This is a genomic window from Rhodococcus yunnanensis NBRC 103083, assembly GCF_001895005.1.
In the GTDB taxonomy this organism is placed as follows: Bacteria; Actinomycetota; Actinomycetes; order Mycobacteriales; family Mycobacteriaceae; genus Rhodococcoides; species Rhodococcoides yunnanense.
Genome location: NZ_BCXH01000011.1, coordinates 59,879 through 73,706, shown reverse-complemented (window position 1 = coordinate 73,706; position 13,828 = coordinate 59,879). Strand labels below are relative to the sequence as shown.

The window sequence follows — 13,828 nt, the reverse complement described above, 5'->3', positions numbered from 1 at the left end:
TCCATGTCCTCCACCTTGGACATCCTGCCGCACGACGGGACGCCGCAAACGAACCGTTGTGCGCTCGTATCGATTTCACTCGCATCGGCCAAGGAAGTTCGATCATGGGAAAGCTCGACGGGAAAGTAGCATTCATCACCGGCGCCGCACGCGGTCAAGGCCGCAGCCACGCCATCAGACTCGCCCAGGAGGGTGCGGACATCATCGCGATCGACCTGTGCAAGCAGGTCGACTCGGTGGGATACCCACTGGCCACGGAATCCGACCTCACCGACACCGTCAAGCAGGTCGAGGCCCTCGATCGACGGATCATCGCGACACAGGCCGATGTGCGCGACACCGCGGCGTTGAAGAAGGCGGTGGACGACGGTGTCGCCGAACTCGGCCGCCTCGACATCGTGCTGGCCAACGCCGGTATAGCGAGCTTCGCGCCGATCGAGGATCTGACGGACGAGATGTGGGACGACATGCTCGACATCAACCTCACCGGCGTGTTCAAGACCGTCCGCGCTGCAGTTCCCCACATCAAGGCGGGCGAACGCGGCGGAGCGATCGTCCTGACCAGTTCGACGGCGGGCATCAAGGGCCTCGGGAACCTCGCCCACTACGTCGCCGCGAAGCACGGCGTCGTCGGATTGGTGAAGACGCTGGCAAACGAGTTGGCACCGTTCAACATTCGAGTGAACTCGGTCCACCCGACATCGGTGGACACCGACATGATCCACAACGCGCAGACCTACAACACCTTCCTACCGGACAACCCGAACCCCACCCGTGAAGAAGCGGGCGAGGCATTCAAGACGCTCAATGCACTGCCGATCGACTGGGTCGACGCCCTCGACATCTCCAACGCCATCGCATTCCTGGTCTCCGACGACGCCCGCTACATCACCGGCGTTCAGCTGCCCGTCGACGCCGGATCGGTGATCAAATGACCGGCAAACTCGAGGGCAAGGTCGCGTTCATCACCGGCGCGGCCCGCAGTCAGGGGCGCAGTCATGCACTTCGGCTCGCGCAGGAAGGGGCGGACATCATCGCCGTCGACCTGTGTGGGCCCGTCGACACCATCGACATGTACCCGGCTGCGACCGAAGCCGACCTGGCGGACACCGTCGAGCAGGTCGAGGCGCTGGACCGGCGGATCATCGCCACCAAGGCCGACGTCCGAGACTCGGCCGCACTGCGCAAGGCCGTCGACGACGGTGTGGCCGAACTCGGCCGCCTCGACATCGTGCTCGGCAACGCCGGTGTCTTCGAGATCGCACCGGCACTCGACATCACCGACGACGGCTGGCAGAACATGATCGACGTCAACCTCACCGGCGTCTGGAATACCTGCAAGGTCGCACTTCCCCACCTGATCGCCGGTGGGCGCGGCGGTTCGATCGTGCTGACGTCGTCGACCGCGGGTCTCAAGGGCACACCGAACACCGTGCACTACACTGCGACCAAACACGGCGTCGTGGGCATCATGCGCACGCTGGCAAACGAATTCGGGCAACACAGCATCCGCGTCAACACCGTCCATCCCACCGGAGTCGACACCGTCATGATTCAGAACTCGAAGACGTGGGGCCTGTTCGCGCCCGACGATCCGAACCCGAGCCGCGAGAAGGCAGCGCCGATCTTCGCCTCGACGAACACTCTGCCGATCCCGTGGGTCGAACCGATCGACATCTCCAACGCCATCGCGTTCCTGGTCTCCGACGAAGCCCGCTACATCACCGGCGCGACACTGCCCGTCGATGCGGGGTACACGATCAAATGACGTGGCCCACCCAGGACACCGGGGTCCGACGCGAGACCGCCCCTGCACGGAGTCTCGGAGAAACACAGCTCTCGATCGCCGAGATTCGCCGCCGTATCGCGGCGAGTGTCGTCGGTCGCGATCATGAACTGGACCTTGTCCTGGCGGCGGTCGCAGCCGGGCGGGACCTCGTCATCGAGGGCCCGCCCGGCACCAGCAAGAGCACTCTCCTCGGGGCCATCACCGCCGAGTGGGGCATCCCGTTGTTGTTCGTCGAAGGCAACGCGGACCTGACGCCGGCCCGTATCGTCGGACATCACAACCCGGCCCGCGTTCTGCGCGAGGACTACAGCGAGGACAACTTCGTTCCCGGCCCACTCGTGGAGGCGATGCGGACCGGCGGTTTCCTCTACGTCGAGGAGTTCAACAGGGCACCCGAGGACACTCTGAACACTCTGCTGACCGCGATGGCGGAACGACGCATCGCGATCCCGCGGGTGGGTACCGTCCATGCGTTGCCGACGTTCCGCGTCGTCGCCTCGATGAACCCGTACGACAACGTCGGTACGACGCGACTGTCGACGAGCGTGCACGACCGCCTCTGCCGCCTCGCCATCGGCTACCAGGACGCGGAATCCGAACGCGGAATCGTCGCACTGAGAACCGAATCCGACTCGATCCGGCTCATCGCCGATGCAGTCGCGATCACCCGAGCCACCCGCGAACACGAGGACATAACCCAGGGCAGCAGTGTCCGCGGCGCGATCGACCTGACACTCGTCGCCCAGCAATTGGCGGATCTACGCGCGGTCGAGATTCCCCAGGTGCCCGATATCGCGCCACCGCGTGACCTCCCACAGGACTACCAGGCAGTGATGCTCGACGCCGTCCTCGTCGCGCTGTCAGGGCGCATCCACGTCGACGAGACCTCCGATGCGACGCCGGAGACGATCCTGCATTCGATCTGGCAGGACCACTTCGTGCTTCGGCCTGCTGCTGCAGCGCCGGGTTGAAGAGCCGTCGCAGCCGACTCGCCGGTCCGGAAGCCCGGTACCGGTAAGGCGCCCGGAACTCTGAAACCGCTGCGGCGCAAGCCGAAACAGCTCACCGAATCGCCGTCGCTGTTCAAGCCCGGCGGCAGCGGGGCCGTCCTGCTCGTCGACGGCCGAAGCAGGAAGGGCAAGGCGAGCGGGGAGAACAATCCGTCGGCGCCCGGATTCACCGACGAATCGGCCGAGATCATCTCACTGGACGAGGCCACCGACGTCGAATCGAGCGCCGACGCCGCCACCCGGGCTCGCGCGCGAAAGATCGCTGCCCGCTTGGCCGTACGACGCCCACGCCGGGACTCCCGCGCCCGCCGAGGGATCGGCGATCTGACGTCGCTGCGCTACCGCGACGGGTCCGACGAGATCGACATGGACCGGACCATCGATGTGCTCGCGGCGAATCCGCTGCCCGAGGACGACGACATCGTCGTACGAGAACGGTTGCACACCAAGAGATCGATCGTGTTGGTCGTCGACATCTCGGGTTCGATGAAGGGCGAACGAGTGCGGACCGCGGCGGCGACGGTCGGCGCGCTGGCAGGCGAGCTGAACATGGACGATCTTGCCGTCGTCGCATTCTGGTCGGATGCAGCAGTACTGACCCGCTTCGGCGATCCGATGACCCCGCTCGGAATCCTCGACACGGTGTTGCGTATCCCCGCCCGCGGTTTGACCAACGTCCAGTTCGCGCTCGAGACTGCCGCCGGACTGCTCCGCGGTGTGTCCTCGCGAGACCGCCGGGTACTGCTGCTGTCCGACTGCGTCCACAACGCCGGGCCGGATCCGCGATATACCGCGGCGAGCATCCCTCGGTTGGACGTTCTGCTGGACACCTCGGGCGAGAACGACCCGGATCTCGGGCGTGACCTGGCTCGAATCGGACGCGGTCGCATCCGCACGGTGCGAACCTACCGCGACGTGGGTCCTGCGTTGAGTGCGATCTTCGGAGAGTGACCGGCTCGATTATCTCGGCGATCCTCGACTTCTGAGTCAAAATGATTAATATCAATGAAACCGGGGGGCTTTCCGCGTTTCGTGGGTAACCTCACAACGAATCGGTCGCGCACGGGCGAGGGGTCTGTGCGGTTCCGCCCGAACCGTATCGACTCGTACCGGCCTGTCCAGCCCGACCCTGTGCAAGAAGGAGCGAGAACAATGTCCGTCGACTTCGAAGCCGGTGTGCCGAGCGCGAGTTCCGATACGTTCGCGGTGACCAACCCGGCGACCGGCCAACCGTTCGCGTACGCGCCCAGTTCTTCCGCGGAACATCTCGATGCCGTCGTCCAGGCAGCACACGATGCGTTCCCCGACTGGTCACGCGACGAGGATTTCCGGCGCAGCGCGCTGGGTAAGGCCTCGGCAGCGCTTGCGGGCGCAGCCCAGCAGCTGGCCGTGACACTCAGCAAGGAACAGGGCAAACCGATCCGCGAGGCCGTGCTGGAGATCCACACCGGCGCGCACTGGTTGAACTACTTCGCCCAGATCGAGGATGCACCGCAGGTCATCCAGGACGACGACAGCGCGCATGTCGAGGTTCTTCGACGCCCTCTCGGCCCCGTTGCAGCGATTACCCCGTGGAACTTTCCGATCGCGTTGTCGCTGTGGAAGATTGCACCCGCATTGCGCGCAGGCAACACCGTGGTGGTCAAACCGTCGCCGTTCACGCCGTTGACGACACTCGCCATGGCCGACGTGCTCAGCGGCGTCTTTCCTCCCGGCGTTTTGAGCGTGATCACCGGCGAGGACCCGCTCGGCTCCCGTCTGGCGTCCCACCCGCTCGTTCGGAAGATCAGTTTCACCGGTTCGACCGCGACCGGCAAGAAGGTCGCAGCGCTCGCCGCCGAAGACCTCAAACGAGTCACTCTCGAACTCGGTGGAAACGATGCTGCCATCGTGCTGCCGGACGCCGACGTGTCCACGGTGGCTCCCCGGCTGTTCGGCTCGGCATTGGCCAACAACGGGCAGATCTGCGTGGCCGTCAAACGCACCTACGTGCACGAGTCGATGTACTCGCAGATGATCGACGCCCTCGCCGAGTGCGCACGCGGAGTGGTGCTCGGCGCAGGCGACGCCGAAGGAACCACGCACGGTCCCCTCAACAACGCGATGCAGCTCGATCGAGTCAGCGAACTCGTCGACGACGCGGTGCGATCAGGGGCACAGGTCGTCAGCGGCGGAAAAAGGTGGGGAACCGAAGGCTACTTCTACGAACCCACCATCCTGGCGAACGTCTCCGACGGCACCCGCGTGGTGGACGAAGAACAATTCGGCCCGGTGATGCCGGTCATCCCGTACAGGACGGTGGACGAGGCGATCGCGCGCGCGAACGCCTCGCACTACGGCCTCGGATCGTCCATCTGGTCCGCGGACGTCACTGCCGCACAACAATTGGCGCCTCGTCTCGAAGCCGGGACGACCTGGGTGAACAGTCACACCATCGTGACGCCAGGGCAGCCGTTCGGCGGTGCCAAGTGGAGTGGCCTCGGAGTCGAAGGCGGACATTGGGGCCTGCACTCGTTCTCCGAACCGCATGTCGTCTACACCGCACGCTAATTCATCCCAACACCAGAGCGACCGCTGTCCATCGGTGGTCGAAGCAAGGAGCGAAAAAACATGGGTATCGTCACGACATCCTCGGCAACCACCTTCTCGCAGCCCGCGGAGGTGGTCTACGACTTCGTGAGCAATCCGTCCAACTGGGTGAAGGCGTACCCGGGCACTCGCCACATCGGAAATCTGCCGTCGGTTCCGCTGAAGATCGGGGACACCTGGGAAGAAGCGGGCGCCAACAGCGAAGCGGTGTTCACGTGGCAGCTGGCGATCGCAGCTCGGCCGAGGATCTTCGTGTTCACCTCGGTCGGCCTGCTCGGGCACGGGTCGGACGGTAGCGGAGGGTTCGAAGGACGGATGACCGTGTCCTACGAATTCACCAGGCCCGGACACGATGTCACGCTGTTCACCAGGACCATGACGATCGAGGCGTACCGGGATGCACCGTTCCCCGACGAGTTCTTCCGCGTCGTCAATCCGACGAAGATCGACGCCTACCACGCTGCAATTGCACGCGAGCTCGACAAGGAAGCCGCGTCCGCGACGGTCTGACCGATCGGTGCAGGTGCCGGCGAATTCGATCCGGCAACTGCACCGATTCCGGCGGGGACCTCGTGCTCAGCCGGTGGGCGGATGGCCGTACACCCGGCGGTAGTCGGCCTCGAACGTGCGCCTGCCCATCAGTTTCCACACGATCCGAGCCATGAGCGGGCTCTGCGCCAGAAAGAACTCACGCTGCGGCGGTGACGCGCTCAGCAGGATGTAGCCCAGAATCACCAGCATCCGGTCCTTCGGAATCGATGCATGGCCGATCTCTGCGATGTGCGCCCATTCCTCGACCGAGAGAAGCTCCTCCACCAGCGGCAGCGCCACCGCTTCCTCCTCGTCGAGATGCTCGTTCAACGCGATGGACAGTTCCGCCAGCGTCGCGGCGAGGAGTTCTCCTCGGTGATCGCGGGCCGACGTACGAAACGCCGACGCCTGCGCCAGCGCCCGGTCGATCAGTTCACCGATCCGCTCGTGCTGCTCTTCCATTTCCAGAATGTTCGACGTGTCCCCGTCGAGTCGTTCGAGAAGCAGCGGCCACATGGCCTCGTCCTCGCCCACGTGGTGATAGTGCAATGCCGTCGTCAGTTCGCCCATGAAGTCGACGAGAACACCGGCCCGCACGGCGTCGCCGTCGGGAACCGAGCGTACGAGCGACGGCAGCGCCGCGAACTGTGTGCGGAAGCACTGGTGGATGATCACCATGTTCCTGGTGTCGGGTCGGGTGGAGTGTCGTGTTGTTGTCATGGAACGACGATGACGTGGGGCTCTAGTAATCCACTTGTAGCCCGCTAGCCATCTACGCTGTTCGCGTGCAGGTGACAGTTCTCGGTGCGACGAGTGCGCAAAGCCCATCGGGGCCCATCGATCTCGGTGGCCCCCGGCAGCGCGGCGTTCTCGCCATCCTGCTCATCGCACGCGGCGACGTCGTCTCGGTCGACAGGCTCACCGACGATCTGTGGAACGGCGAACCGCCCGCCCGCGCGACAGGTGCACTGCAGGCCTACATCTCGAATCTGCGTCGAGTCCTCGAACCCGATCGTGCGCCGAGGACGCCGTCGTCGATCCTGGTCAGCAAGGCCCCCGGTTACGCGGTCCGACTTCCGGTCGAGTCCGTCGACGCATGGCACTTCGAATCTCTCGTCCGCCAGGCCGCCGCCGACACCGATGCAACCGGCCGCCGCCGCCTGTTGGACGAGGCTCTTCGCCTGTGGCGCGGCGACGCGTACGGCGAGGTGTCGTCCGCGCCGTGGGCGCAGGCGGAGATCGCCCGGCTGAACGAACTGCGGACCGTCGCGAGGGAACGGCTCGTCGGTGCCACTCTGGACTGCGGACACGCCTCGGACGCGGTGCTGGACGCGACGACTCTCACCCGTGAACATCCACTGCGCGAGGAAAGCTGGCGGCTACTGGCTCTGGCCCTGTATTCGAGTGGTAGACAAGCCGATGCACTCACCGCGCTGCGCCGGGCACGCACGACGCTCGGCGACGAGCTCGGACTCGATCCCGGGCCCGCACTCGTCGAACTCGAGGCCGCTGTTCTCTCGCACCGAGTTGCATTGCCGCGCCCTGCTCCCGTCGTCGAGCAGCACACGCCTGCAGCTGCGGTGACGAACTTCGTCGGGCGCGCCGACGAGCTCCGAAGTCTCACCGACCCCGCGTCGTCGATCGTTCTCGTTGCAGGCGAGGCGGGTTCGGGCAAGACGGCGCTGCTCGCGGCGTCGATCGGACTACTCGAATCCGATGGTTGGACCTGCCTTCTCGGGCGATGCCCGGAGGCCGACGGGGCTCCGCCCGCGTGGGCATGGACGGAGATCCTGCGCGCGGCCACCTCCCGTGTGGCCCCGAGCTGCCACGCCGATGCGCTGGCGCCACTGCTGGGCGACGCTCCCGCGACGGCACCGGGCAGCCGCTTCCTGGTCCAGCGGGCCGTCGTCGAGTACCTGTCCGGGGTGGCCGCGCTCGGACCTGTCGCGATCGTTCTCGACGACCTGCACCGAGCGGATCCCGAGACTCTGGCACTGCTCGTCGCCATCGCCCACGAATCATCGCGCTCGCTGCGGATTCTCGGCGGCTATCGGCCGGACGAGATCGACGCCCCGCAACGAGATGCGCTTGCCGCACTCGCACCGTTGTCACCGACCAGGCTTCGACTGACGGGCTTGACGGACGACGAAGCCGCCGAACTCGTGCAGTCGGTATCCGGGCTGGTGCCCGAGCCGAGCACAATGCTCACCCTGACCGAACGGACTGCGGGCAATCCCTTCTATCTTCGCGAGAGTGCGCTGCTGCTGAGCAGCGAGGGCGCGGTGGTCGCAGAATCCGAAGTGCCCGAGGGTGTTCGAGACGTATTGCGCCGCCGGTTCGCTCGGCTTCCCGAACTGACGGTCTCGATGCTGCGGCTCGCCTCGGTCTTCGGCCGCGACGCCGATCTGGACGTCTTACTCGCCGCCGCCGAACTGGACAGCGAACACGCGCTCGATGCACTCGAATCCGGCGTGGTCGCAGGCCTGCTCGACGACACCGATCCGACCCGGATCCGGTTCACCCACGTACTCGTGCGCGACACCCTCTACTCCGACCTGACCCTCCTACGTCGCCGCCGCTGGCACGCCCGAATCGCCGAGGTGCTCGAACACCGTTCACCCCAGGACTTTCCGGCGCTCGCATTCCACTACGCGCAACTGTCCGGGCCCACCCATATCCGAAAAACCCTCGACTACGCCGCCGCAGCAGCGGCCGAAGCCGACGCACGTTTCGCACACGGATCGGCCGCAGTCCTCTACGCCGCTGCTCTCGACGCGTGGCGACGACTGCCGGACGGATCGGTCGAGGAGCAGATCGAACTACTGTCCCAGCGCATTTCGGCGCAGGTCGCCGGAGGGGCGAGCATCGGTGCCGCCCGGACCCGTCGGGAAGCGGTCTCGATCGCCGAGGGAACCGGCCGAACCGACCTGTTGATCCGCACCCTCACCGCAGGCGAACTACCGACGACGTGGCTCAAACGCGAATACGGCGAGTACGACGCCGGGGTGGTGGCACTGATCGAACGGGCCCTCACCCGCGAGGACATCGACGACGCCTCCCGTTGCCGACTCCTCTGCGCTCTCGTCGACGAGATCCGCGGTGAGCTCGACGATCGCGCCATGGAGGCAGCCGAGCACGCCCACACGGTGGCGCGCACGCTGGCCGATCCGGAGATACTCGGCCTCGCGTCCAACGCACTGTGGAATCTGATACCTCCGGATCTGGATCCGACGCGGCGAATGCAGTTGAGCCTGGACCTCATCGAACTCGGAACCACCCACGACATGCCGGTGTTCGCGATGATCGGGCACCACGGAGCATTCCTCGTCGACGCCGCCGAGCGCCGCTTCGACAGGATGCGCGAGCACCTAGAGAACGAGAGTTCGCTCGCCGAGCGGTACAGCTGGCAGCAGACGCTCGCCACGTGCCACCTGTCCCGCGGGATGCTCGCCCATGCCGCCGGTGACATCGATGCAGCTCACCGGCACTTCGATTCCGGCGGTGCAGCGCTTCGTAGCAGCGTCGCGGTCAATGCCGAGACCATCCATTCTCTCGCCTACGTCACCACGGCAGTGACCACCGGGCATCTCGTTGCATTGGAGCCGGGGCTACGCCGGTTGTATTCGGCGTACCCCGCCATTGCCTGCGACCTTCTCGCGCTGACTCTCGTCGAGACGGGAAAGACGGACGAGGCTCGTCGAGTTCGTCGCAGTGCGGGCCCCATCAGGCACGACTTCTTCGAATCGCTGTTCCTCGCTCTCCGCGGGATGGCCGTGCTGGCGACCGGTGAACTGAACGAAGCGCCCGAGGTGTACTCGTCGTTGTCCAGGTTCTCCGGCCAGCTCGCCGGAATGGGCACCGGCACGTACGTCATAGGACCCGTCGACACCGTTCTGGCCCGTCTCGCTGCGGCGCTCGGAGATACCGATTCTGCCGCCGAACACCAGCTGGAGGCCATCGCACTGGCGCGGGCATGGGGCAGCCCGTACTGGATCGCAGCCGCTACTAGAAAGCCACAAGAACACTCCAAGTGATCGGCTCCACGCTGTGTGCACCACACACCGAAGGAGCTGGAATGAGTACCTTGCTCGGCAGACTCGGAGCAGTCTGCGCTGCTCACCCAATACGGACGATTGCAGTCTGGGTCGTACTGTTCGCGGCGACGCTCGGAGCCGCCGCCTCGATCGGCGGCCAGATGCACGACAATTACCACGTCGAAGGACTCGAATCGATCGCGGGAAGCGATCTGCTCGCCGAGCGATTCCCCGACCTCGCCGGAACCGATGCCCGGGTCGTGGTGCACAGCGACTCCCCGCTCGACCCGTCACTACTGACCGGTCTACAGGACCGGCTGCGTCAGCTCGACGGTGTCGGAACGGTGTCACCGGCCCGCATGTCCGCCGACGGCGACACCGCACTCGTGTCCGTCCAGTACCGCATCCCCGTGACCGACTTCTCCGGCAGCGACGGCGTCGATGCACTGCGCTCGGCGACGGCGCCGCTCGAGCGTGAGGGCATACAGGTCGAACTCGGCGGCCAGGTCGCCGAGAACATCAGCAAGCCGAGCGGTGTCGCCGAGGGAATCGGAATCGTGGTCGCACTGGCAATCCTGCTGGTCGCCTTCGGGTCCGCCGTCGCGGCGGGACTGCCCATCGCGGTGGCCGTCATCGGCGTCGGAATCGGATCGGGCATCGTCACCGTGCTCGCCTCGTTCACCGAGATCTCCTCGATGGCTCCGACGATCGCAACGATGGTCGGCATAGGAGTCGGAATCGACTACGCGTTGCTGCTCGTCACCCGGTTCGCCGACGGCCTGCGTTCGGGCATGGACTCCAAGGATGCTGCGGCACATGCGAACTCCACCGCAGGAGTATCCGTCGTATTCGCCGGAACGACGGTGTTGCTGTGCTTGCTCGGGCTGAAACTGGCCGGATTGCCGGTCTACGCGTCGATGGGGTACGCCACGCTCGCCGTCGTCGGATCGGTGATGCTGACCTCGATCACGCTCGTGCCTGCACTGTGCGCACTGGCGGGAACGCGAGTGCTCCGGAAGAAGACCTCGGCGGCCACCGGGCCGTCCCGTACCGAGCGGTGGGCTCGAATGGTGTGCCGCAGACCCGTCGCCTGGACGCTCGCCGCGCTGATGGTGCTGGCCGTACTCGCAGCACCCGTTCTCGAGATGCGGATGTGGCCGCAGAACGCAGGCACTCAACCGACGTCGAACACCACCCGGCTGGCGTACGACCTGATCGGGGCCGAATACGGGCCAGGCGCCAACGGGCCTTTCATGCTGGCAGTGGACCTTTCACGAGTCTCACCCGACGTCGTGACCGCACAACTCGCCCGCGAGGAGGGAATCGCGGTGGTGAGTCCTCCGATGACGAATGCAGCGGGTGACACCGCGGTAATCATGTTCGAGCCCACCACCGGACCGAGCGACGAGGCGACAGTCGCTGTGCTCCAACATCTTCGAGCAAATATTCTGCCGGACGGCGTCATCGCCACCGGTGTCACGCCGATCTTCTCGGATATCACCGACAAGGTCGCCGACCGCATCTGGCTCGTCATCGCATTCGTCGTCGCACTGTCGGTCGTGTTGTTGACGGCAGTGTTCCGCTCGGTCGTCGTCGCACTGAAGGCCGCGGCGATGAATCTGCTGTCGGTTGCAGCCGCATACGGCGTGATGGTTGTGGTGTTCCAATGGGGTTGGGGCGCAGCCCTACTCGGACTACCCCATGCCGTACCCGTATCCAGCTGGGTGCCGATCCTGATGTTCACGATTCTGTTCGGTTTGTCGATGGACTACGAGGTCTTCCTGCTCTCACGCGTCCGCGAGGCGTGGCTCAGGACCGGCGACGCGCATGGATCCGTCGTGGACGGCGTGGCATCGACCGGCCGGGTGATCACGAGCGCCGCAGCCATCATGATCGCCGTGTTCCTCGGATTCGCGATGGACGCGGACGTGACGATCAAGATGATGGGCGTCGGACTGGCCACCGCGGTGCTCGTGGACGCCACGATCGTCCGGATGGTCCTCGTTCCGTCGACGATGACGCTACTGGGACAGTGGAATTGGTGGAATCCACTGACAACCTCGGCCACTCCGCAGGCTACGCTCCAACACCCAGCTCGTCGATCACGAACTTCGCAAGCGCTCCCAATCGAGCCCGCTCCGGCATCCGCGTCGGAACATCGAGAGCGTCCAGCGGCGCGGAGGTGACCGGCCCGACGCAGATCGCAGCGACGGGACCTCGCAGGGCAGTGAGGAATTCGTCGAGCAGGCCGTTGTCCTTGGCGCTCGACAGCAGGGACGCAACGGCGGGGGCGCTGGTGAAGGTGACGGCGTCGACCTCGTGGTTCAGGATCTTGGCCAGCAAGTCGATCAGCGGCTGTTGATCGACGGGCCGGATCCAGCGATAGACGGGGATGGCCCGGACGTCGGCGCCGAGGCGAGCAAGCGACTCACTGAGGTGGATCGTCGGTTCCCACTCGGTAATGGTGCCGTGCAACTGAACGGCGACGTCGACGCCGACGATGCCTTCGGCTTCGAGGTGGTCGGCGACTTCCTGCGACGCTTCGGTTGCCGGTGACCAGACCTCGCGGAGGCCTGCGCCGCGAATGGCACCCCGAGCCTTGGGGCCTCGCGCAATGATGCGGGAGGCCCCGAGCGCTGCGAGGAGATCGTCCTTGGTGTCCCAGCCCTCCGCGGCGTCGAGCCATCCGCGGAATCCGATACCGGTGCTGATGACGACGAGTTCCGGTGGCTTCTCGATGATGTGGTCGGTCTGCTCGCGAAGGTCCGAATCGTCGAGGAGCGGTAGTACATGGATCGCAGGGACGTGCACTGTTACGGCGCCCCGACGCTCGAGCAGAGTCGCGAACTCGTCCGCCCGCCGCTCGGCTGTGAGCGCAATCGTCTTGCCTGTGAGCGGTCCCATGCCGAGGATTATGCGCTCCGCGTCGGTGCGCGCAAAAGCACCGCCCGCACTGACTCCGCGCGCACGGCCCCTGAGCTGGCCGTGCGCGCGAGGCGGTTAGCTACTGAACTTGTCCGGATCCGGGCCGGTTCGGCCGTCCGCGCTGTCCAGAGCGTTGATCTGCTGGATCTCGTCGTTCGACAGCTGGAATCCGAACACGTCGAAGTTGCTCTTGATCCGCTCCGGCGTCACCGACTTGGGGATGACGACGTTGCCGAGCTGGATGTGCCAGCGCAGGATGACCTGAGCGGGGGTGACGCCGTGGGCTTCGGCGATCGGCCCGAGGGCAGGCTCTTCGAGGACGGTGCCGGAACCGAGCGGGCTCCACGCTTCCGTAGCGATGCCCTTCGAGGTGTGGAACGCGCGCAACTCTTCCTGAATGAGGCGCGGGTGCAGCTCGATCTGGTTGACCGCCGGTACCTCGCCGACTGCGTCGATCAGCTTCTCGAGCGTCGGGATCGTGAAGTTCGAGACACCGATCGATCCGACGCGACCGTCGGCCTTGAGCTTCTGAAATGCCTTGAAAGTATCGACGTACTTGTCGCGATCGAGCTGCTGCCAGTGAATGAGGTACAGGTCGAGGTATTCGAGTCCGAGCCGGTCGAGGCTGGCGTCGAACGCTGCCAGCGTCGAGTCGTAGCCCTGGTCGTCGTTCCACAGCTTGGTGGTGACGAACAGCTCGTCGCGGGCGATGCCGGACTCTGCGATGGCCTTGCCGGTCCCCGCTTCGTTTCCGTAGATCTTCGCGGTGTCGATGCTGCGGTAGCCGACCTTCAGCGCCTCGGCAACTGCGTCGTGCGCACCGTCGTCAGGAACCTGCCACACGCCGAAGCCGAGTTGAGGAATTGCGTGCCCGTCGTTGAGCACGATCGTCGGTACAGAACTGGTCTCGGGTGAAAACGTCATACCTCAGGCCAACCGAGGACGGCGCC

Annotated in this window: 11 protein-coding genes; 8 read left to right on the top strand and 3 right to left on the bottom strand. The window is 65.5% G+C overall.

Annotated elements, in window-relative coordinates; all coding sequences use genetic code 11:
* The first annotated feature begins 104 nt into the window (after positions 1-104).
* The 6 genes from RY1_RS17770 (at position 105) to RY1_RS17745 (ending at position 5,898) form a co-directional block, all read left to right on the top strand.
* The gene (locus RY1_RS17770; RefSeq protein WP_072805331.1) at positions 105-935 is read left to right on the top strand and encodes a mycofactocin-coupled SDR family oxidoreductase; all 831 of its coding nucleotides are present in this window, start codon (positions 105-107) and stop codon (positions 933-935) included.
* Positions 932-1,768: a mycofactocin-coupled SDR family oxidoreductase gene (locus RY1_RS17765; RefSeq protein WP_072805330.1), complete on the top strand. Its 837-nt coding sequence runs from the start codon at positions 932-934 to the stop codon at positions 1,766-1,768. The genes RY1_RS17770 and RY1_RS17765 overlap by 4 nt, the downstream gene beginning before the upstream one ends.
* Positions 1,765-2,760, top strand: coding sequence for an AAA family ATPase (locus RY1_RS17760; protein ID WP_084727508.1), 996 nt, complete (start codon positions 1,765-1,767; stop codon positions 2,758-2,760). The genes RY1_RS17765 and RY1_RS17760 overlap by 4 nt, the downstream gene beginning before the upstream one ends.
* Before the next feature lie 69 nt (positions 2,761-2,829).
* Positions 2,830-3,750, top strand: coding sequence for a vWA domain-containing protein (locus tag RY1_RS17755; protein WP_072805329.1), 921 nt, complete (start codon positions 2,830-2,832; stop codon positions 3,748-3,750).
* 201 nt (positions 3,751-3,951) lie between these two features.
* Positions 3,952-5,349 carry an aldehyde dehydrogenase family protein gene (locus RY1_RS17750; RefSeq protein ID WP_072805328.1) on the top strand — a complete coding sequence of 466 codons (1,398 nt, stop codon included), beginning with the start codon at positions 3,952-3,954 and terminating at the stop codon, positions 5,347-5,349.
* A gap of 60 nt (positions 5,350-5,409) precedes the next feature.
* Entirely contained in the window at positions 5,410-5,898 is a 489-nt protein-coding gene (locus tag RY1_RS17745; protein WP_072805327.1) for an SRPBCC family protein, read from the top strand.
* 66 nt (positions 5,899-5,964) lie between these two features.
* Here RY1_RS17745 and RY1_RS17740 read toward each other — a convergent pair whose 3' ends face one another.
* Positions 5,965-6,639 carry a hemerythrin domain-containing protein gene (locus RY1_RS17740; protein WP_072805326.1) on the bottom strand — a complete coding sequence of 225 codons (675 nt, stop codon included), beginning with the start codon at positions 6,637-6,639 and terminating at the stop codon, positions 5,965-5,967.
* 65 nt (positions 6,640-6,704) lie between these two features.
* Here RY1_RS17740 and RY1_RS17735 point away from each other — a divergent pair, with 65 nt between their 5' ends.
* Positions 6,705-9,953: an ATP-binding protein gene (locus RY1_RS17735; RefSeq protein WP_072805325.1), complete on the top strand. Its 3,249-nt coding sequence runs from the start codon at positions 6,705-6,707 to the stop codon at positions 9,951-9,953.
* Positions 9,954-9,994: 41 nt separating this feature from the next.
* Positions 9,995-12,139 (top strand): MMPL family transporter, encoded by a 2,145-nt coding sequence (locus tag RY1_RS17730; protein WP_072805454.1) that lies wholly within the window; start codon positions 9,995-9,997, stop codon positions 12,137-12,139.
* Here RY1_RS17730 and RY1_RS17725 read toward each other — a convergent pair.
* Positions 12,030-12,857 carry a uroporphyrinogen-III synthase gene (locus RY1_RS17725; protein ID WP_174565411.1) on the bottom strand — a complete coding sequence of 276 codons (828 nt, stop codon included), beginning with the start codon at positions 12,855-12,857 and terminating at the stop codon, positions 12,030-12,032. The two genes, RY1_RS17730 and RY1_RS17725, sit on opposite strands and share 110 nt — an antisense overlap.
* Before the next feature lie 96 nt (positions 12,858-12,953).
* Positions 12,954-13,802, bottom strand: a complete 849-nt coding sequence (locus RY1_RS17720) for an aldo/keto reductase (RefSeq protein ID WP_072805323.1) — start codon at positions 13,800-13,802, stop codon at positions 12,954-12,956.
* Between the last annotated feature and the right edge of the window lie 26 nt (positions 13,803-13,828).

Bases quoted from the DNA above. Each gene is read 5' to 3' on its own strand.
- RY1_RS17770 (WP_072805331.1), top strand. From the start codon at position 105: ATGGGAAAGCTCGACGGGAAAGTAGCATTCATCACCGGCGCCGCACGC.
- RY1_RS17765 (WP_072805330.1), top strand. From the start codon at position 932: ATGACCGGCAAACTCGAGGGCAAGGTCGCGTTCATCACCGGCGCGGCC.
- RY1_RS17760 (WP_084727508.1), top strand. From the start codon at position 1,765: ATGACGTGGCCCACCCAGGACACCGGGGTCCGACGCGAGACCGCCCCT.
- RY1_RS17750 (WP_072805328.1), top strand. From the start codon at position 3,952: ATGTCCGTCGACTTCGAAGCCGGTGTGCCGAGCGCGAGTTCCGATACG.
- RY1_RS17745 (WP_072805327.1), top strand. From the start codon at position 5,410: ATGGGTATCGTCACGACATCCTCGGCAACCACCTTCTCGCAGCCCGCG.
- RY1_RS17740 (WP_072805326.1), bottom strand. From the start codon at position 6,639: ATGACAACAACACGACACTCCACCCGACCCGACACCAGGAACATGGTG.
- RY1_RS17730 (WP_072805454.1), top strand. From the start codon at position 9,995: ATGAGTACCTTGCTCGGCAGACTCGGAGCAGTCTGCGCTGCTCACCCA.
- RY1_RS17725 (WP_174565411.1), bottom strand. From the start codon at position 12,857: ATGGGACCGCTCACAGGCAAGACGATTGCGCTCACAGCCGAGCGGCGG.
- RY1_RS17720 (WP_072805323.1), bottom strand. From the start codon at position 13,802: ATGACGTTTTCACCCGAGACCAGTTCTGTACCGACGATCGTGCTCAAC.